Source organism: Dermatophilaceae bacterium Soc4.6 (assembly GCA_039889245.1).
Classification (GTDB): domain Bacteria; phylum Actinomycetota; class Actinomycetes; order Actinomycetales; family Dermatophilaceae; genus Lapillicoccus.
On record JAZGVH010000002.1, the window covers coordinates 1,090,831 to 1,108,404 of the forward strand.

The 17,574-nt window shown below is 72.0% G+C and carries 14 protein-coding genes; 11 read left to right on the forward strand and 3 right to left on the reverse strand.

Translation table 11 applies throughout. The features are described 5' to 3' along the window. Both V3N99_05085 and V3N99_05090 read right to left on the reverse strand, forming a co-directional pair. Entirely contained in the window at positions 1-1,017 is a 1,017-nt protein-coding gene (locus V3N99_05085) for a BMP family ABC transporter substrate-binding protein (GenBank protein ID MEO3936119.1), read from the reverse strand. 206 nt (positions 1,018-1,223) lie between these two features. Beyond that, on the reverse strand, positions 1,224-2,375 hold the full coding sequence (locus tag V3N99_05090; protein ID MEO3936120.1) for an amidohydrolase: 1,152 nt from the start codon (positions 2,373-2,375) through the stop codon (positions 1,224-1,226). Positions 2,376-2,471: 96 nt separating this feature from the next. On the opposite strand from V3N99_05090, the gene V3N99_05095 reads away from it, so the two are divergent. The 5 genes from V3N99_05095 to V3N99_05115 all read left to right on the forward strand — a co-directional run bounded on the left by V3N99_05095 (position 2,472) and on the right by V3N99_05115 (position 7,925). Continuing rightward, positions 2,472-3,395: a pseudouridine-5'-phosphate glycosidase gene (locus tag V3N99_05095; GenBank protein MEO3936121.1), complete on the forward strand. Its 924-nt coding sequence runs from the start codon at positions 2,472-2,474 to the stop codon at positions 3,393-3,395. Continuing rightward, positions 3,392-4,288: a PfkB family carbohydrate kinase gene (locus V3N99_05100; protein ID MEO3936122.1), complete on the forward strand. Its 897-nt coding sequence runs from the start codon at positions 3,392-3,394 to the stop codon at positions 4,286-4,288. Before V3N99_05095 ends, V3N99_05100 begins: the two co-directional genes overlap by 4 nt. Positions 4,289-4,454: 166 nt before the next feature. Further along, positions 4,455-5,360 carry a DUF559 domain-containing protein gene (locus V3N99_05105; protein ID MEO3936123.1) on the forward strand — a complete coding sequence of 302 codons (906 nt, stop codon included), beginning with the start codon at positions 4,455-4,457 and terminating at the stop codon, positions 5,358-5,360. Positions 5,361-5,436: 76 nt separating this feature from the next. Then, positions 5,437-6,342 carry an ABC transporter ATP-binding protein gene (locus V3N99_05110; protein ID MEO3936124.1) on the forward strand — a complete coding sequence of 302 codons (906 nt, stop codon included), beginning with the start codon at positions 5,437-5,439 and terminating at the stop codon, positions 6,340-6,342. Continuing rightward, positions 6,339-7,925: a polyketide antibiotic transporter gene (locus tag V3N99_05115; GenBank protein MEO3936125.1), complete on the forward strand. Its 1,587-nt coding sequence runs from the start codon at positions 6,339-6,341 to the stop codon at positions 7,923-7,925. The genes V3N99_05110 and V3N99_05115 overlap by 4 nt, the downstream gene beginning before the upstream one ends. Before the next feature lie 25 nt (positions 7,926-7,950). On the opposite strand, the gene V3N99_05120 is transcribed toward V3N99_05115, so the two are convergent. Beyond that, complete coding sequence (locus tag V3N99_05120; protein MEO3936126.1) at positions 7,951-9,081, reverse strand: sugar phosphate nucleotidyltransferase; 1,131 nt, start codon at positions 9,079-9,081, stop codon at positions 7,951-7,953. A gap of 136 nt (positions 9,082-9,217) precedes the next feature. Here V3N99_05120 and V3N99_05125 point away from each other — a divergent pair, with 136 nt between their 5' ends. The 6 genes from V3N99_05125 (at position 9,218) to V3N99_05150 (ending at position 17,569) form a co-directional block, all read left to right on the forward strand. After that, the gene (locus V3N99_05125) at positions 9,218-10,798 is read left to right on the forward strand and encodes an OFA family MFS transporter (GenBank protein ID MEO3936127.1); all 1,581 of its coding nucleotides are present in this window, start codon (positions 9,218-9,220) and stop codon (positions 10,796-10,798) included. Between the two features lie 105 nt (positions 10,799-10,903). Beyond that, positions 10,904-11,632, forward strand: a complete 729-nt coding sequence (locus V3N99_05130) for a succinate dehydrogenase cytochrome b subunit (GenBank protein MEO3936128.1) — start codon at positions 10,904-10,906, stop codon at positions 11,630-11,632. A 38-nt stretch (positions 11,633-11,670) separates the two neighbouring features. Beyond that, positions 11,671-13,671, forward strand: coding sequence for a fumarate reductase/succinate dehydrogenase flavoprotein subunit (locus V3N99_05135; protein ID MEO3936129.1), 2,001 nt, complete (start codon positions 11,671-11,673; stop codon positions 13,669-13,671). Next, the gene (locus V3N99_05140; GenBank protein MEO3936130.1) at positions 13,668-14,411 is read left to right on the forward strand and encodes a succinate dehydrogenase/fumarate reductase iron-sulfur subunit; all 744 of its coding nucleotides are present in this window, start codon (positions 13,668-13,670) and stop codon (positions 14,409-14,411) included. The genes V3N99_05135 and V3N99_05140 overlap by 4 nt, the downstream gene beginning before the upstream one ends. 68 nt (positions 14,412-14,479) lie before the next feature. Continuing rightward, the gene (locus V3N99_05145) at positions 14,480-15,844 is read left to right on the forward strand and encodes a hypothetical protein (GenBank protein MEO3936131.1); all 1,365 of its coding nucleotides are present in this window, start codon (positions 14,480-14,482) and stop codon (positions 15,842-15,844) included. A gap of 243 nt (positions 15,845-16,087) precedes the next feature. After that, complete coding sequence (locus tag V3N99_05150) at positions 16,088-17,569, forward strand: nitrate/nitrite transporter (protein MEO3936132.1); 1,482 nt, start codon at positions 16,088-16,090, stop codon at positions 17,567-17,569. Positions 17,570-17,574 lie beyond the last annotated feature (5 nt).

Consider the following 17,574-nt stretch of genomic DNA (forward strand, 5'->3'; position numbering starts at 1 on the left):
TCAGGAGCCGGGCGTGACCGGGACCTTGATCGTGCCGGCGATGATCTGGGCCTTGTAGGCGTCGAGCTTGGCCTTGATGTCGTCGACCTTGCCACCGGTCGTGGAGTAGTCCACACCGCCGGCCTTGAGGTCGTAGACGTTGTTGCCGGCCTTGAAGGAGCCGTCCTTGACCGACTTGATGAAGTCGTAGACCGCGACGTCGACCTTCTTGATCATCGAGGTCATGATGACGTCGCGGACGTCGGGAGCAGCAGTGAGCGCCTGGTCGGAGTCGACGCCGATGGCGAGCTTGCCGGCGTTCTTCGCCGCGGTGAAGACGCCACCACCGGAGCCTCCAGCCGCGTGGAAGACGATGTCGTCGCCGCCCTGGTACATGCCGTCGGCCGCAGCCTTGCCCTTGTCGACCGACGAGAAGCCGGAGAAGTCCGGCGGCTGGGTGAGGTACTTGACGTCGATCTTGATGGCCGGGTTGACCGCCTTGGCACCGGCCTCGTAGCCCGCCTCGAACTTCTTGATCAGGTCGGTCTGCACGCCACCGACGAAGCCGATCTTGCCCGTCGTCGACTTGAGCGCGGCCGCCGCACCGACGAGGAACGAGCCCTCGTTCTCGGCGAAGGTGATCTGGTCGACGTTGGCCCCGGCCGAGTCGGGCGAGGCGTCGTCGACGATGGCGAACTTCACGTCGGGGTTGGCCTTGGCGACCTTGCCCACGGCCGGGGCGTAGGCGAAGCCCACGGCGACGATGTTGGTGTAGCCGGCGTCGACGAGCTGCTGGAGCCGCTCCTGCCGGGCCGAGGCGGACTCGCCGTTGGTGGCGGCCGCCTCCTTGGAGTCGGCGCCGAACTCGGTCTTGGCCTTGTCGAGGCCCGCCGCGGCGGCGTCGTTGAACGACTGGTCGCCGCGCCCGCCCACGTCGTAGGCCATGCCGACCTTGAGGCCACCGGCCGCCGGGGCCCCGGTGCCCGAGGCGCTGCCCGTCCCGGTGGACGTGCTGCTCCCGCACGCCGTAAGACCCATCGCCAGGAGCGATGCTCCCGCCACAACCTTCATCGATGAACGCAAAGCGCTCTCCTTTTTCCACGATCTGAAGAGCACCAACGAGGCGCCCGGACGTCGCGACACTACCGGAGCGACCAGGCCCCACGAGCCGGTCTCGGCTCCGTTCACCCAACCGTTACAGGGGGCGGCAGGGGGTGGGCGCGGGGGCGCGGGGGCGTGCGGGGTCAGCGCCCCGCCAGCACCGCCCCGGCGAGCAGCCTCGCGCCGAGCATCACCGCCCGCTCGTCCACGACGATGTCCCCCTGGTGCAGGTCGTAGGTCGGGCCCCCCGGAGCGCGGGTGCCGAGCCGGGCCATCGCCCCGGGCACCGACCCCAGATACCACGCGAAGTCCTCCCCGCCCAGCGACTGCGCGGTGTGCGTCTCGGCTGCACCGGCCGCGAGCACGCCGGCCCGCAGGGCCTCGATGGCACCCACGTCGTTGACCACGGGCGGCACTCCGGGCGTGTGCCTCACCCGAGCCGTGACGCCGTACGGCGCGACCACGGCGTGCACGATCTCCTCCAGCAGCGGCCCGACCCCGGTCCAGACCTGCGCGTCGAGCATCCGCAGGGTGCCGACGGCGGTGCCCGTCGAGGGGATGACGTTGGCCGCACCGCCGGCGTGCACCGCCCCCCAGACGAGGGCCGCACCGGCGCGCGGGTCGAGCCTGCGCGACAGCGCGGCCGGCACGTCGGTGACGACCTTGCCCAGCGCATACGTCAGGTCCTGGGTCAGGTGGGGACGCGAGGTGTGACCACCGCGCCCGGTGAGCGTGACCTCGACGGCGTCGGCGGCGGCGGTGACCGCGCCGACCTTGAGGCCGACCTCGCCGACGTCGATGGTGGGGTCGCAGTGCACGGCGAGGATGCGGTCGACCCCCTCGAGCGCGCCCGCGGCCATCACGTCGTGGGCCCCGCCGGGGATGACCTCCTCGGCGGGCTGGAAGACCAGACGCACCGCGAGCCCCCGGCCGGCGAGCTCGTCGGCCTGCGCCGCCAGCAGCAGCCCCGCGCCGAGCACCGCGGCCGTGTGCACGTCGTGACCGCAGGCGTGGCAGACGCCGGCCACCTGCGAGGTCCAGGGCAGGCCGGTTGCCTCCGTCAGCGGCAGCGCGTCGAGGTCGGCCCGCAGCGCCACCCGGTACGCCGCGTCGGCCGGCCCGATGTCGGCGGTCAGTCCGGTGCCGGGCAGGAGGCGCACGGGGATCCGCGCCGCCTCGAGGTGCTCCGCGACGAGCCGGGTGGTGCGGGTCTCCTGCCGCGAGAGCTCGGGGTGCACGTGCAGGTCGCGTCGCAGCGCCAGCAGGGCGGTCTCGAGGTCGTCAGCGGGCGGCATCGTCGGGGTGACGGTGGCCGGGAGGGTGGGGCGAGGTTCCGGTCGGGTCACGCAGCCAAGGCTAGCGTCGGGGTCGGCACGGCATACGCTCCGGCTATGACGAGCCCCCTGCCCGCCACCCTCACCCCCGAGGTCGCCGACGCCCTCGCCGCAGGGCGAGCGGTGGTCGCCCTCGAGAGCACGATCCTCGCCCACGGCCTGCCCCGAGGCGACAACCTGCGGGTGGGCAGTGAGATCGAGGACGCCGTACGCGGTGCCGGTGCGGTGCCCGCGACCGTCGCCGTCGTCGACGGCCGGGTGCACATCGGCCTCGACGAGGCGGCGCTCGACCGGATCTGCGGGGACGACGACGTGCTCAAGCTCAGCGTGCGCGACGTCGGGGTGGCGGTGGCGATGGGGCTGACCGGCGCCACCACCGTCGCGTCGACCGCCGCCCTCGCGCACCGGGCGGGGATCCGGGTCTTCGCGACCGGTGGCCTGGGGGGTGTGCACCGGGGCGCCGCCGAGACCTTCGACGTCTCGGCCGACCTGGGCGTGCTCGCCTCGACACCGGTGCTCGTGGTCTGCGCTGGTGTGAAGTCGATCCTCGACGTCGCCGGCACCCTCGAGACGCTGGAGACGATGTCGGTGCCAGTGCTGGGCTTTCGCACTCATCAATTCCCAGGATTCTATCTGGCCGACTCGGGCCACACCGTTCCGTGGCGGGTGGAGTCCGCCCATGAGGCGGCCGCGGTCGCCCATGCCCGCAGCCTGCTCGCGACCGACTCCGCGGGGGTCGTGCTGGCGCAGCCGCTGCCCGTCGACCGGCAGGTCGACCGGGTGCTGCACGACCGACTCGTCACCGAGGGCCTGGCGCTGCTCGCGAGCGAGGGGGTGACCGGCAAGGACGTCACCCCACGGCTGCTCGAGTTCTTCCACGACCACTCGGGAGGCGAGAGCCTGCGGGCCAACATCGAGCTGGTGCTGGCCAACGCGGGCCTGGCCGGCGAGGTGGCGGTCGAGCTGGCGGCGATGTCGTGAGCGCGCTCGTGGTCGTCGGCGACACCGGCGTCGACGTCCTGACCCGGCCGCGGTCCACGGTCGCCGACGGGGGCGAGTCTCCGGCTGACATCCGGCTGGTTCCCGGCGGAGCCGGGGCCAACACCGCGGCCTGGCTCGCGGCGCACGGCGTGCCGGTGGCCCTCGTCTCGCGCGTGGGCGACGACGTCGCCGGCGGCGCCGCCCGCGCGGCTCTGGAGGCCGCCGGGGTCACCTGCCGCTTCGCCGTCGACGCCACCCTGCCGACGTGCACCGTCGTCGTGCTCGTCGACGCCGAGGGCGGGCGGACCATGCTCTCCGACCGGGGGGCGGCGGCCGTCCTCGCCGTCGGCGACCTCGACCTGACGCCACCACCCGAGGCGCTCGCCGGACCGCAGGCCGGACCCCTCTACCGTCCCCACCTGCACCTCAGCGGCTACGTCCTGCTGGCCCCCTCCTCCCGCGCGGCCGGGCTGGCCGCGCTGGAGCAGGCCCGGGCCCGGGGGTGGACGACGTCGGTCGACCCGCAGTCGGCCGAGATGGTGCTGGAGGCCGGGGTCGAGACGTTCTGGTCGTGGGTCGAGGGCGTCGACCTGTTGCTGCCCAACGAGATCGAGCTCGAGGCCCTCGGCGGGGCCGACCTCGCGCTGAGCCACGTCCGCGCGGTGGCGGCCACCTACGGCGCCGACGGCGCCCGCTGGTTCTCCCGGGGCGCCGAGCCCCTGCACGTGCCCGCCCCGCCGGTGCAGTGCCGCGACTCCACCGGCTCAGGTGACGCGTTCAACGCCGGCCTGCTGGCGACGCGCTTCTCGCTCGCGACCCCGCGCGACGCCCTCGCGGCCGGCGTCGCCGCCGGGAGCACCGCGGCGACCTCCGACGGGGCCCGCCCCGCCTGACCCGCGCCGCCCGACCCGCCCGTCCGACCCGCGCCGGTCTTCCCGGCACCCCCCTGTCCACTTCCTCCCCGGTCGCACCCGGACAAGTCAGACAGGTGGGTGTCAGGGAGACCAGCCCTGTGGATATCCGGACCGGCGGTCCGCCGACCTGCGGCACGCTCGCCGGATGGACGCAGTCGAAGCCCTCACACGTGCCGGCGGAGTGATGCGGTGGCGCGACCTGCGGTCGGTCGTGCACTCGCGACACATCCACGCCGCCGTGGCCGAGTCCCTGGTCCTGCGCGTCGGAGGCGGCCGCTACGCCCTCCCCACTGCCGAGACCGCGCGACGCACCGCGGCGGGGCTGACCGCGGTCGCGAGCCACACCTCAGCCGCCAGCCACTGGGGCTGGCCGCTCGAGATCGTGCCGGACCGGCCGCACGTGACCGTGCACCGGGCTCGGCGCCTGACCACGAGCCAGCGCTCGCAGGCCATCTCGCACCGACGTGACCTCATGGCGGACGAGGTGGTCGACGGTTGGGTCACCTCCCCCGTACGCACCGTCATCGACTGCTGCCTCGACCTGCCGTGGGACGAGGCGCTCACGGTCTTCGACTCGTCGTGGCGCGCCGGTCTCACGCCACGCGAGGTCCAGCTCGCCACCCGACGGCTACCTGTGCAACAGCGGCGGCGGGTGCTCATGGTCGCCCGTGCCGCCGACCCCCGGGCCGCCAACCCGTTCGAGAGCGTGTTGCGGTCCATCGCCACGACGGTCCCGGGGTGGGCGCCCGTGCCCCAGCTCGGCATCACCACTCGGGGCCGCGCGGGGCGGGCGCACTTCGCGGTCGATCTGGCCGACGAGGACCTGCACATCGTGCTCGAGGCCGACAGCTTCGAGTTTCACGGCAAGCGGAAGGCCCTCGACCGCGACTGCCGCCGGTATGACCGGCTCGTCGTCGACGGGTGGCTCGTGCTGCGCTTCAGCTGGGAGATGGTCATGACCGAACCCCACCTCGTGCGCCAGCTCATCGCCGACGCGGTGGAGCTCCGCCGTCGTATGCCGCGTCAGCTGGTCTTCCCGGCACCCACCTGACCGGTTCCTCACCCACCGAGGGGAGCAAAACGGACAGCATGGAGTCGAGCAGACCACCGGGTCTAGGGTCCGAGACATGACCGCCATCGAGGTCGAGGGACTGCGCAAGTCGTTCGGGCGCAGCGTGGCCCTCGACGCCCTCGACCTGCGGGTCGAGCAGGGCGAGGTCCACGGCTTCCTCGGGCCCAACGGGTCGGGCAAGTCCACCACGATCCGCATCCTGCTCGGCCTGGTGCGGGCCGGCGGCGGCACCGTCCGACTCCTGGGTGGCGACCCGTGGGCGGAGGCCCCGACCCTGCACCGACGCCTCGCCTACGTGCCGGGTGACGTGACGCTCTGGCCGACCCTCTCTGGTGGGGAGGTGATCGACCTGCTCGGTCGGCTCCGAGGGGGCCTCGACCAGACCCGACGCGCCGACCTGCTCGAGCGCTTCGAGCTCGATCCGGGCACGCGCGGCCGGGCCTACTCCAAGGGCAACCGCCAGAAGGTCGCCCTCGTCGCAGCCCTCGCCTCTGACGTCGAGCTGCTGATCCTCGACGAGCCGACGACCGGCCTGGACCCGTTGATGGAGAACGTCTTTCGAGAGTGCATCCGCGAGGAGAGGGCGCGCGGCCGCACCGTGCTCCTGTCCAGCCACATCCTCGGCGAGGTCGAGGCCCTGTGCGAGCGGGTGAGCATCATCCGCGCCGGACGCACCGTCCTGACCGGGCGGCTGGGCGACCTGCGCCACCTCACCCGCACCACCCTCGACGCCACGCTCGAGCGGGCCCTGACGCCGGGCGAGGTCGCGATCGTGCAGACCCGTCCCGGCGTCATCGGCGTGGTCGTCGACGGCGAGCGCCTGCAGTGTGCCGTCGAGACGACCCACCTCGGTGGGCTGCTCGAGCTGCTGGGCCGGCGCGGCATACGGACGCTGGTGGCGCAGCCGCCGACGCTCGAGGACCTGTTCCTGCAACGCTACCGAGAGCCTGAGGGGTCGTGAGCACCTACGCGGGGACGGTCGCCCTGGCGCGCCTCGCCCTGCGGCGCGACCGGGTGCTCGTGCCGGTGACGGCCGTGCTGCTCGTCGCCCTCGCCGGAGGCTCAGCGAGCGCCACGGTGGCGCTCTACCCCGAGCCCGCCGCCGCCCTCGCTGCGGCGCGGGCGGTCGTCGCGAGCCCCGCCGTCCTCGCGATGTACGGGCCGATCGACGCCACCAACCCCGACTCGATCGCGGCCTTCAAGACGCTGACGATCGGCGCGATGCTGGTCGCCGCTCTGGCGGTCACCCTCGTCACCCGGCACACCCGCGCCGACGAGGAGGCAGGTCGCACCGAGCTGCTGGGCGCGGGCGCCATCGGCCGCCGCGCACCGCTCACGGCTGCGGTGCTGCTCGCCACCGCGGTGGTCGCCGCCGTCTCGCTCGCCGCCGGGCTCTCCATGGCGAGCGCCGGTCTGGGCCTGCGGGGCTCGCTCGCCTTCAGTGCCGCGTGGGCGACCACCGGCGTGGCCTTCGTCGGAGTCACAGCGGTGGCGGCGCAGGTCGCGGGCACCGCCCGCGGCTGCGCCGGCCTCGCGTACGCCGTGCTCGGCGGCGCCTACCTCGTGCGCGCCGTCGGCGACACCACACCACTGCACTGGCTCGTGTGGGTCTCACCCGTCGGGTGGGCGCAGGAGGTGGGCGCCTTCGGCGACGATCGCGTCGGCGTCCTGCTGCTCGGCGTCACGTGGTCAGCAGCGCTGGTGGCGGTGGCCGTCGGGCTGCTGGAGCGCCGCGACCTCGGAGCAGGGCTGCTGCCCACCCGCCCCGGGCCGGTCGTTGCCGCCGCCTCCCTGCGCACCCCCCTCGCCCTGGCCTGGCGGCTGCAGCGCGGCCTGCTGCTCGGGTGGGTGGTGGCGTACGGGGTGCTGGGGGTGGTGCTCGGGGCGGTCGCCGGCAGCGCCGACTCGTTCGTCACCGACGACTCCGTCCGTCAGGTGCTCGAGCAGCTCGGGGGCAGTGCGTCGAGCCTCGCTGACGTCTTCGTCGGCGTCGAGCTGCACCTCCTCGCCATCGGTGCTGCGGCCTATGGCCTCGCCGCCGCCCTGCGCCTGCACTCCGAGGAGGTCGAGCAGCACGCGGAGCAGCTGATCGCCACCGGTGTCACCCGGCGGGCGCTGCTCGTCTCCCACGCCACCGTCTCGCTCGGTGGCAGCGCACTGCTGCTGCTCGTCGTCGGCACGGGGCTCGCGACGACGACGAGCGGTGGCCCCGGGACCGCGCTCAGCCGTCTGTTGCCGGCCGCTCTGGCCCCGGTCCCGGCGGTGTGGGTCTCCTGCGGACTCGCCCTGCTCCTGTATGCGGCACTGCCCCGCGCCACGGTCGCCGCGTGGGCGCTGCTGGCCGTCTTCCTGGTCCTCGGCGAGCTCGGCCCGCTGCTGCGGGTGCCGCAGCCGGTGATCGGGCTGTCACCCTTCGTGCACGTGTCCCCCCCACCTGGTGGCACCGTGCCGACGACGCCGATCGGGTTGCTGCTGCTGTTCGCTGGTGGCCTGTGTCTCGCCGCAGACGGTGCATTCCGGCGACGCGATCTCGTCAACGGATAGCCGACGGACACCCTCACGTTCTCGGTCAGGTGAGGTCGGTGCGCCCCTGTGCCGTCAGCTGCTCGACGACCTTCTTGACGTCCTGGGCCCGCTCGCGCGACATCACGAGCAGCGCGTCGGGCGTGTCGACGACGACGACGTCGTCGAGCCCGACGACGGCGACGACCCGGCCGCCGGTGACGACGAGACCCCCACCGTCGACCGTGAGCACGTCGGCGGCCTCGCCGACCACCCGCAGCCCGGGACGGTCGGTCGCCTCGGGCAGCATCTGCGCGAGCGCGGAGAAGTCGCCGACGTCCTCCCACGAGAACGCCGCCGGCACGACGGCCACGAGACCGGCGGCGGCCGCCGGCTCGGCCACCGCGTGGTCGATGGCGATCTTGGTCAGGCCGGGCCACAGCTCGGCGAGCCGCTCGGGCTCGGCCGCGATGGCCCGCAGGTCAGCGGCCATCTGCGGGTGCCCCGACGCCAGCACGTCGAGCAGCACCGATGCCTTCACGACGAACATGCCTGCGTTCCAACGAAACCCGCCCTCGGCGAGGTAGCGAGAAGCCGTCTCGGCGTCAGGCTTCTCGACGAACTCGGCCACGGCTCGGGCACTCGGTGCCCCGTCGACCCCGAGCAGGTCGCCCTCGCGGATGTAGCCGAAGCCGGTGGCCGGCTCGGTCGGCGTGATCCCGATCGTGACGACCTTGCCGGTGCGGGCCACGGCGACCGCCTCCCGCACCGCGGCGTGGAAGTCGTCCACGTCGCCGATGACGTGGTCGGCGGCGAAGGAACCGATCACCGCGTCGGCGTCGCGTCGCTCGACGATGGCTGCGGCGAGCCCGATCGCCGGCATCGAGTCACGCGGGGTGGGCTCGGCCACGAGCTCGACCGCACCGGACAGCTGGGCCCCCACGGCCTCGGCGTGCGCGACCCCGGTCACGACGACGACGTGCTCGCCGGCCAGTGGAGCGAGCCGGTCGTAGGTGCCTTGCAGGAGCGTGCGCCCCGCGCCCGTGAGGTCGCGCAAAAACTTCGGTGACGTGCGGCGCGAGACCGGCCAGAGGCGCGTGCCGGCACCGCCCGCAGGGACGACGGCCCAGAACCCGTCGATCGCTCCCACCGCGTGCTGCTCGGACGACGTACCGTCTGCTCCCCCACTGATGGTCATGCCCTCACGCTAGGCCACGCAGGTCGGCGAAGGCGGCGGGTTGGGGTTAGCGTGTCCCGACCGGCGACGACGCCCCGTCCTCCCATATGGCGCGTCGACCCCACTCCGGTCGCACCCCACCCAGGACGGACACCCCATGAGTCGCGGCACCACCGCCACCGGCCCCACACCGAGCCCCACCGACGACGGCCCCTCGGGCCCGCTCGCCTTCCTCGACCGGCGCCACACCATCGCTCCTGCCGGCTACAGCCGCTGGCTCATCCCACCGGCGGCCCTCGCGGTGCACCTGTGCATCGGGCAGGTCTACGCCACCAGCGTCTACAAGACCTCGCTCGTCGCCCACTTCGGCGCGAGCCAGACCGCCATCGGCGTCATCTTCTCCATCGCCATCGTCATGCTCGGCCTCTCGGCTGCCGTGCTCGGCACGTGGGTCGAGCGCAACGGCCCCCGCAAGGCGATGTTCGTCGCCGCCTGCGCCTGGGGCCTCGGCTTCCTCGTCGGGTCACTCGGCATCGCCACCACGCAGCTGTGGCTGGTCTACCTCGGCTACGGCGTGATCGGCGGTGTCGGTCTCGGCATCGGCTACATCTCGCCGGTCTCGACCCTCATCAAGTGGTTCCCCGACCGGCCGGGCCTGGCCACCGGTCTGGCCATCATGGGCTTCGGCGGCGGGGCCCTCATCGCCAGCCCGCTGTCGCGGCAGCTGCTGTCGGCCTACGACCCGGCCTACAAGCCGTCGGTCTCGTCGTCCCTGGCCAGCGGGCACGCCCTCACCCTGCTCTTCGTCACCCTGGGCGTCATCTACTTCCTGGTCATGATGTTCGGTGTCGCCAACATCCGCGTCCCGGCGAGCGACTGGAAGCCGGACGGCTTCGAGCCCGCAGCCGTGCGGAGTGACGCCATGGTCACGACCGCCGGCGTCACCGCGGCCAACGCGATCCGCACGCCGCAGTTCTGGCTGCTGTGGGTCGTGCTCTTCTGCAACGTCACGGCCGGCATCGGCATCCTCGAGCAGGCCAGCCCGATGATCCAGGACTTCTTCCGGGGCGCGGGTGGCAAGTCCACCGTCGCCGTGGCCGCGGCCGGCGGGTTCGTCGGTCTGCTCTCGCTGTTCAACATGGCCGGACGCTTCGCCTGGTCGACGACCTCCGACCTCGTGGGGCGCAAGAACATCTACGTGCTCTACCTAGGCGGCGGCATCGTGCTCTACCTGCTGCTGGCCTTCGTCGGGCCGAGCGCGACAGGGCTCTTCGTGCTCTTCGCGGCGCTCATCATCTCGTTCTACGGCGGCGGGTTCGCCACGGCACCGGCTTTCCTGCGCGACCTCTTCGGCGTCCTCCAGGTGGGCGCCATCCACGGACGTCTCCTGACCGCGTGGTCGGCCGCCGGTGTGGTGGGCCCGCTGATCGTCAACGGCTTCCTCGACGCCGAGGGCAAGCCGGGGACGCTGACCGCCGACGCCTACCGCCCGGCCCTGCTCACGATGGTCGGGGTGCTGGCCGTCGGCTTCGTCGCCAACCTGCTCATCCGGCCCGTTGCGGAGCGCTTCCACGCCTCGGCCGACGTGCACGCCAGCAGCGCTGCCGCCGTCGACGTCGCGGGTCGAGGAGCCGTCCCCGGCACGGCTCGGCTGGCGCTCTCGTGGGTGCTCGTCGTGGGTGCCCTGGCCTACGGCGTCGTGCAGACCCTCACCACGGCGGTGAAGCTGTTCACCTGAGCCTGCTCGGGCCCGCGCCTACGCGCGGGTAACGAGATAAATGGCACAGGATCGAGGTGGGCCACCCGACAAGCCGTCCCACACGGCAGGAACTAAAGTAGGTGGGTGGCCACCTCGACTCCCCCCCGCACGACGCGCACCGCCCGGACGACTCCGACGACGACCGCCCGGCGCACGACCATCGCGATGAAGCTGGTCATGGCGGTCACGGGCCTCGTCTTCGTCGCCTTCGTGCTGGTGCACATGTACGGCAACCTCAAGATGTTTGCCGGCAGGGCCGCCTACGACGACTACGCCGAGCACCTGCGCACGCTGCTGACGCCGATCCTGCCGTACAGCGGCTTCCTCTGGATCACCCGCGCCGTGCTCATCGGCTCGCTGGTCGCGCACGTCTACTCCGCCTTCTACCTGTGGAGCCGTGCGCAGAACGCCCGCACCACGAAGTACCAGGTGAAGAAGGCTGTCGTCGCGACCGTCTCGTCGCGCTTCATGCGCTGGGGCGGCGTCACGCTGCTGCTCTTCATCGTCTGGCACATCCTGCAGTTCACGACCCAGACCATCAACGTCAACGGCAGCAAGGCCTCCCCCTACGACCGCTACGTGTCGGCCTTCCAGCCCAGCGTCTGGTGGTGCTTCGTGATCTACGCGCTGGCGATGGTCGCCCTCTTCATGCACCTGCGTCACGGCGTGTGGTCGGCCAGCCAGACCCTCGGCCTCACCGGCACCGCCAAGGCCCGCCGTAACGCCAACCTCCTCGGCCAGACCCTGGCGGTCGTCATCGCCGGAGGCTTCATCCTCCCGGCCGTCTTCGTCCTCGTCGGCGTCATCAAGTAGTCGTCCTCCACACACGGCACATGGATCGGAACCGCACCATGACTGACACTCTTTCGCCCGAGACGCTCGAGAACGCCGGGATCGCCCACGGCCTCTACCGCGACGGCGAGGCCATCGCCGACACGAAGGCGCCCAAGGTCGAGGTCCAGGACCGCTGGCGCACGCGGCAGTTCGAGGCTGCCCTGGTCAACCCGGCCAACCGCCGCAAGCTGACGGTCATCGTGGTCGGCTCCGGCCTGGCCGGTGGCGCCGCGAGCGCGACCCTCGGCGAGGCGGGCTACAACGTCAAGACCTTCTGCTACCAGGACTCCCCGCGCCGCGCGCACTCCATCGCGGCCCAGGGCGGCATCAACGCTGCGAAGAACTACAAGGAGGACGGCGACTCGGTCTACCGCCTCTTCTACGACACGGTCAAGGGGGGTGACTTCCGCTCCCGCGAGTCCAACGTCTACCGCCTCGCCGAGGTCAGCGCCAGCATCATCGACCAGTGCGTCGCGCAGGGTGTGCCCTTCGCCCGCGAGTACGGCGGCCTGCTCGACAACCGCTCGTTCGGTGGCGTGCAGGTCTCGCGCACCTTCTACGCCCGCGGCCAGACGGGCCAGCAGCTGCTGATCGGCGCCTACCAGGCCCTCGAGCGCCAGGTCGCTGCCGGCTCGGTCGAGATGCACACCCGCCACGAGATGCTCGAGCTCGTCGTCGTCGACGGCCGGGCCCGTGGCGTCATCGTGCGCGACATGGTCACCGGTGAGGTCGAGACCCACCTCGCCGACGCGGTCGTGCTGGCCAGCGGCGGCTACGGCAACGTCTTCTACCTGTCGACCAACGCGATGGGCTGCAACGTCACGGCCACCTGGCGGGCCCACCGCAAGGGCGCCTACTTCTCCAACCCCTGCTACACGCAGATCCACCCGACCTGCATCCCGGTCTCGGGAGAGCACCAGAGCAAGCTGACACTGATGTCGGAGTCGCTGCGCAACGACGGCCGCATCTGGGTGCCGAAGAACCGCGAGGACTGCGACAAGGACCCCCGCGAGATCAAGGAGGAGGACCGCGACTACTACCTGGAGCGCATCTACCCCGCCTTCGGCAACCTCGTGCCTCGCGACATCGCCTCGCGCCAGGCCAAGAACGTCTGTGACGAGGGTCGCGGCGTCGGCCCGGTCGTCGGCGACTTCCGCCGCGGCGTCTACCTCGACTTCGCCGAGGTCATCGGTCGTCAGGGCCAGGCCTGGGTGGCCGAGAAGTACGGCAACCTCTTCGACATGTACCAGCGGATCACGGGCGAGAACCCCTACGAGGTGCCGATGCGCATCTACCCCGCCGTGCACTACACGATGGGTGGCCTCTGGGTCGACTACGACCTGCAGTCGAGCATCCCGGGGCTCTTCGTCGCCGGTGAGGCCAACTTCTCCGACCACGGCGCCAACCGCCTCGGTGCCTCGGCCCTCATGCAGGGTCTGGCCGACGGCTACTTCGTCCTGCCCAACACGATCCGCGACTACCTCAGCCACGGGCCCTACCCCACCGTGACCGAGACGCACGACGACGTCGTCGCCGCCAAGACCTCGGTCGACGACCGCCTGCGGACGCTCCTGTCGATCAACGGCGAGCGCACCGTCGACTCCTTCCACAAGGAGCTCGGCCACGTCATGTGGGAGTACTGCGGGATGGAGCGGTCGGAGACCGGCCTGCTCAAGGCCATCGACCTCATCCGCGGCCTCAAGGACGAGTTCTGGCGCAACGTGCGGGTGCTCGGCGCGGCCGACACCCTCAACCAGAGCCTCGAGAAGGCCGGCCGCGTGGCCGACCTCATCGAGCTCGGCGAGCTGATGTGCATCGACGCGCTGCACCGCCGCGAGTCCTGCGGTGGGCACTTCCGCGAGGAGAGCCAGACCGAGGAGGGCGAGGCGCTGCGCGACGACGTCAACTTCGCCTACGTCGCGGCCTGGGAGTTCGGCGGCGACGACGGCGCCCCCGTCCTCCACAAGGAAGACCTCGTCTTCGACTACGTCCACCTCAAGCAGCGGAGCTACAAGTGAAGATCACCCTTCAGGTCTGGCGCCAGGACGGCCCCCAGGACCCCGGAGGCCTGCACGGCTACCAGCTCGACGAGGTCTCCGAGGACATGTCGTTCCTCGAGATGCTCGACGTGCTCAACGAGGACCTCATCCTCAAGGGCGAGGAGCCGGTGGCGTTCGACAGCGACTGCCGTGAGGGCATCTGCGGCATGTGCGGGCTGATGATCAACGGCCAGGCCCACGGCCCCGAGGTCACCACCACCTGCCAGCTGCACATGCGCACCTTCAAGGACGGCGACACGATCACCGTCGAGCCGTGGCGCGCCGACGCCTTCCCGGTGCTCAAGGACCTCGTCGTCGACCGCAGCGCCTTCGACCGCATCATCGCGGCCGGCGGATTCGTCTCGGTCAACACCGGTGCGGCCCCCGACGCGCACGCGGTGCCGGTGCCGAAGGACGACGCCGACAAGGCCTTCGCCTCCGCCGCCTGCATCGGCTGCGGCGCGTGTGTCGCCGCCTGCCCCAACGCCTCCGGAATGCTCTTCATGGGCGCCAAGGTCACCCACCTCGGCCTGCTCCCGCAGGGTCAGCCCGAACGGGACGCCCGCGTGGTCAAGATGGTCAGCCAGCACGACCACGAGGGCTTCGGCGGCTGCACCAACATCGGCGAGTGCGCCGGCGCCTGCCCCAAGGAGATCCCGCTCGACGTCATCTCGACGCTCAACAAGGACCTCCGCACGGCCATGCGTCACGGCCGCTGACCACCTGCCCCCAGCAGGTTCCCCCTTCCCCGGCCGCGTCGTGTTGCGCTGTCGAGGGTGGGGGAACCATGACGCGTCGTCCGCCCCGCGCAGCCCGACCCCGCCTGACGGCAACGGGCGCCGCCCTGGTGGTGACTCTCGCCCTCGCCCCAGCCGGTATGCAGCCCGCCCGGGCTGCGGACCCGACGCCGTTGAGCTGTCCGTCGGGCTCGACCCCGACCACGCCGTCGGTGCCCTCCCCACACCCGAGCGCCCTGGGTCGCACACCGGCTGCTCCGGTGACCCCGGTCTGCCAGCTCGTCCCCCCCACCCCACAGCCCGGGCCGGTCATCGCCCCCGAGCACACGGTGGGTGGCCCAGCCCTGGCTGCGACCGGCCTCGTCATCGACGCCCCACCGACGGTGCCCGACCCGCCGGCGACGACCGACGTCGCCTGGACGGTCAGCGACCTCGACACCGGTGAGGTGCTCGCCGCCAAGAGCCCGCACGCCCTGCTCCTGCCCGCCAGCACCATCAAGACCCTCCTCGCCCTCGTGACGATGCCCGCGCTGCCACCCGGTCGCATCGTGCGCGCCTCGAAGGCCGCCACGCTGGCCGAGGGGACCCGGGTGGGGCTCGTCGAGGGAGCTTCATACGGCGTCGGGCAGCTCTTCCTCGGGCTCGTGATGGTCAGCGGCAACGACACGGCCTACGCGCTGGCCGACGCCTACGGGGGGCGGGCCAAGACGGTCGCGGCCATGAACGCGGCGGCCGCCGGGCTCGGCGCCTGGGACACCGTCGCCGTCGATCCCTCGGGTCTCGATGCGGTCGGGCAGCGTTCCAGCGCCTACGATCTCGCGCTCATCGGTCGAGCTGTCATGAAGCTCCCCGACTATCGGCGGGTCGCCACCACCCGCAGCTACCTCTTTCCCGGGGGCACCGACCCGCGGGGCAAGAAGCAGACGCCGTTCCAGATCCAGAACCACAACCCGCTGATGGAGCACTATCCCGGCGTCTCCGGAGTCAAGAACGGCTACACCACCGGCGCCCGCCACACCTTCGTCGGCACCGCGACCCGCGGCGGCCGCACCCTGCTCGTGACGCAGATGGGCGGCGTCACGGTGCCCAGCTGGAAGCCCACCGCCGCCCTGCTCGACTGGGCCTTCGCCCACCGCACCGCCCTGCGACCGGTCGGGACCCTCGTCGACCCCGGCGTCCCGCAACCCCCGGAGTGGCGCGACCCCGTGACGCCATCCCCCGCGGCTGCACCGACCCCCCTCACGACGAGCACCCCCACCAGTGATCCCGCCGAGGTGCCGGTGAGCGCCCGCGGGCCGGTCCCCTCGGCCGACCCCACCACCCGATTCCCGTATGCCGCAGGGCTGGCCGCCCTCGCCGCCCTCCTCGGCGTCGGGGGGCTCGTCCTGCGGGCCCGACGGCCCCGATCCGGCTGACTGCCGGACCCTCCCGTGCCACACCGGGGTGATTGGTCGTGGAGCGGCTTCATCGGCGCCATCTGACGCCCGGGGGCGTCATCCGCTCCCCCGCCTCACCCTCCCCCGACCTCACGGTGAGGCCCGCGCCGGGTGAGGGGAACGTGCGCGGAGCGTTACGACGCCAGCCCGCGGCGGAAACACGGGGTGGTCAAGGTGGTGCCAGAGCTCGCCCCTGACCTCTGCCAACAAAGGAGACTCCCCGTGACCGCGGTGGACGACAGCCCCCAGACCACGGCGCCCGCGCCGTCCCTCCTGACTCGCCCCAACCGCTCGCACCACCTGACCGACTGGGACCCCGAGGACACGATCGCCTGGGAGGCCGGCAACAAGGACATCGCCCGGCGCAACCTCATCTGGTCGGTCGCGACCGAGCACGTCGGCTTCTCGATCTGGTCGATCTGGTCGGTGATGGTGCTCTTCATGCCGCAGGCGGTCTACGGCTTCACCGCCGCCGACAAGTTCGTGCTCGTGGCCACCCCGACCCTCGTCGGGGCCCTGCTCCGCATCCCCTACACCGTCGCGACGGCGAGGTTCGGTGGCCGCAACTGGGCCGTCTTCAGCGGGATCGCCCTGCTCGTGCCGACCCTCGGCACGTGGTGGCTGGTGACGCACCCGGGCGCCTCGCTCACGACCTTCTGCGTCGTGGCGGCCTTCGCCGGGCTCGGCGGCGGCAACTTCGCGTCGTCGATGACCAACATCAACGCCTTCTACCCGCAGCGGCTCAAGGGCTGGGCCCTCGGCCTCAACGCCGGCGGCGGCAACATCGGGGTCCCGGCCGTCCAGCTGGTCGGCCTCCTGGTCATCGCCTCGCTGGGCAACCGCCGCCCCGAGGTCGTCTGCGCGGTCTACCTCGTGCTGCTGGTCGCCGTGAGCATCAGCGCCGCACTCAAGATGGACAACCTCGACCACCAGACGTCGAACGGCCGCGCCATGAAGGACGTGCTGGCCCATGGCGACTCGTGGCTCATCTCCCTGCTCTACATCGGCACCTTCGGCTCGTTCATCGGCTTCGGCTTCGCCTTCGCCCAGGTGCTCAACATCGTTTTCACGGCCCAGCTCACCGGCGGCGCGGCCCCCACGGCAGCCCAGTCCGGTGCGGCCAGCCTGCACGCGGCCCAGATCGCCTTCGTCGGGCCGCTGCTCGGCTCGGTCTCACGTATCGCCGGCGGCAAGCTCGCGGACCGCGTCGGTGGTGGCCGCGTCACCTTCTGGACCTTCGTCGGCATGGTGGTCTCCGCCGGTGTGCTCGTGGCCGCGGGCGTCTCGGACGACGCGACCACGGGTGCGGCCGACGACGCCCAGCTCACCGCGCTGATCGCCGGATTCATCGCGCTCTTCCTGCTCTCGGGCGTCGGCAACGGCTCGGTCTACAAGATGATCCCCAGCATCTTCGAGCGGAAGTCGCGCATGCTCCCCGGACGCTCCCCCGAGCAGCGCACGCACTGGTCCCGATCGATGTCGGGCGCCCTCATCGGCATCGCCGGCGCGGTCGGAGCCCTGGGCGGCTTCGTCATCAACATCGTCCTGCGCCAGTCTTACCTCACGTCGACGTCGGCGACCACGGCCTTCTGGATCTTCCTGGCCTTCTACGTGCTGGCCGCGGTCATCACCTACGTGCGCTACGTGCGCCAGTCGCACGGCGACCTCGTCGAGGCACCGGCACCGGCCCGCAGCACCAGCTGAGCGAG

What these genes read in the sequence shown, in the direction of transcription:
- V3N99_05085 (MEO3936119.1), bottom strand. Translation starts at nt 1,017, where the DNA reads ATGGGTCTTACGGCGTGCGGGAGCAGCACGTCCACCGGGACGGGCAGC.
- V3N99_05090 (MEO3936120.1), bottom strand. Translation starts at nt 2,375, where the DNA reads ATGCCGCCCGCTGACGACCTCGAGACCGCCCTGCTGGCGCTGCGACGC.
- V3N99_05095 (MEO3936121.1), top strand. Translation starts at nt 2,472, where the DNA reads ATGACGAGCCCCCTGCCCGCCACCCTCACCCCCGAGGTCGCCGACGCC.
- V3N99_05105 (MEO3936123.1), top strand. Translation starts at nt 4,455, where the DNA reads ATGGACGCAGTCGAAGCCCTCACACGTGCCGGCGGAGTGATGCGGTGG.
- V3N99_05110 (MEO3936124.1), top strand. Translation starts at nt 5,437, where the DNA reads ATGACCGCCATCGAGGTCGAGGGACTGCGCAAGTCGTTCGGGCGCAGC.
- V3N99_05120 (MEO3936126.1), bottom strand. Translation starts at nt 9,081, where the DNA reads ATGACCATCAGTGGGGGAGCAGACGGTACGTCGTCCGAGCAGCACGCG.
- V3N99_05125 (MEO3936127.1), top strand. Translation starts at nt 9,218, where the DNA reads ATGAGTCGCGGCACCACCGCCACCGGCCCCACACCGAGCCCCACCGAC.
- V3N99_05135 (MEO3936129.1), top strand. Translation starts at nt 11,671, where the DNA reads ATGACTGACACTCTTTCGCCCGAGACGCTCGAGAACGCCGGGATCGCC.
- V3N99_05145 (MEO3936131.1), top strand. Translation starts at nt 14,480, where the DNA reads ATGACGCGTCGTCCGCCCCGCGCAGCCCGACCCCGCCTGACGGCAACG.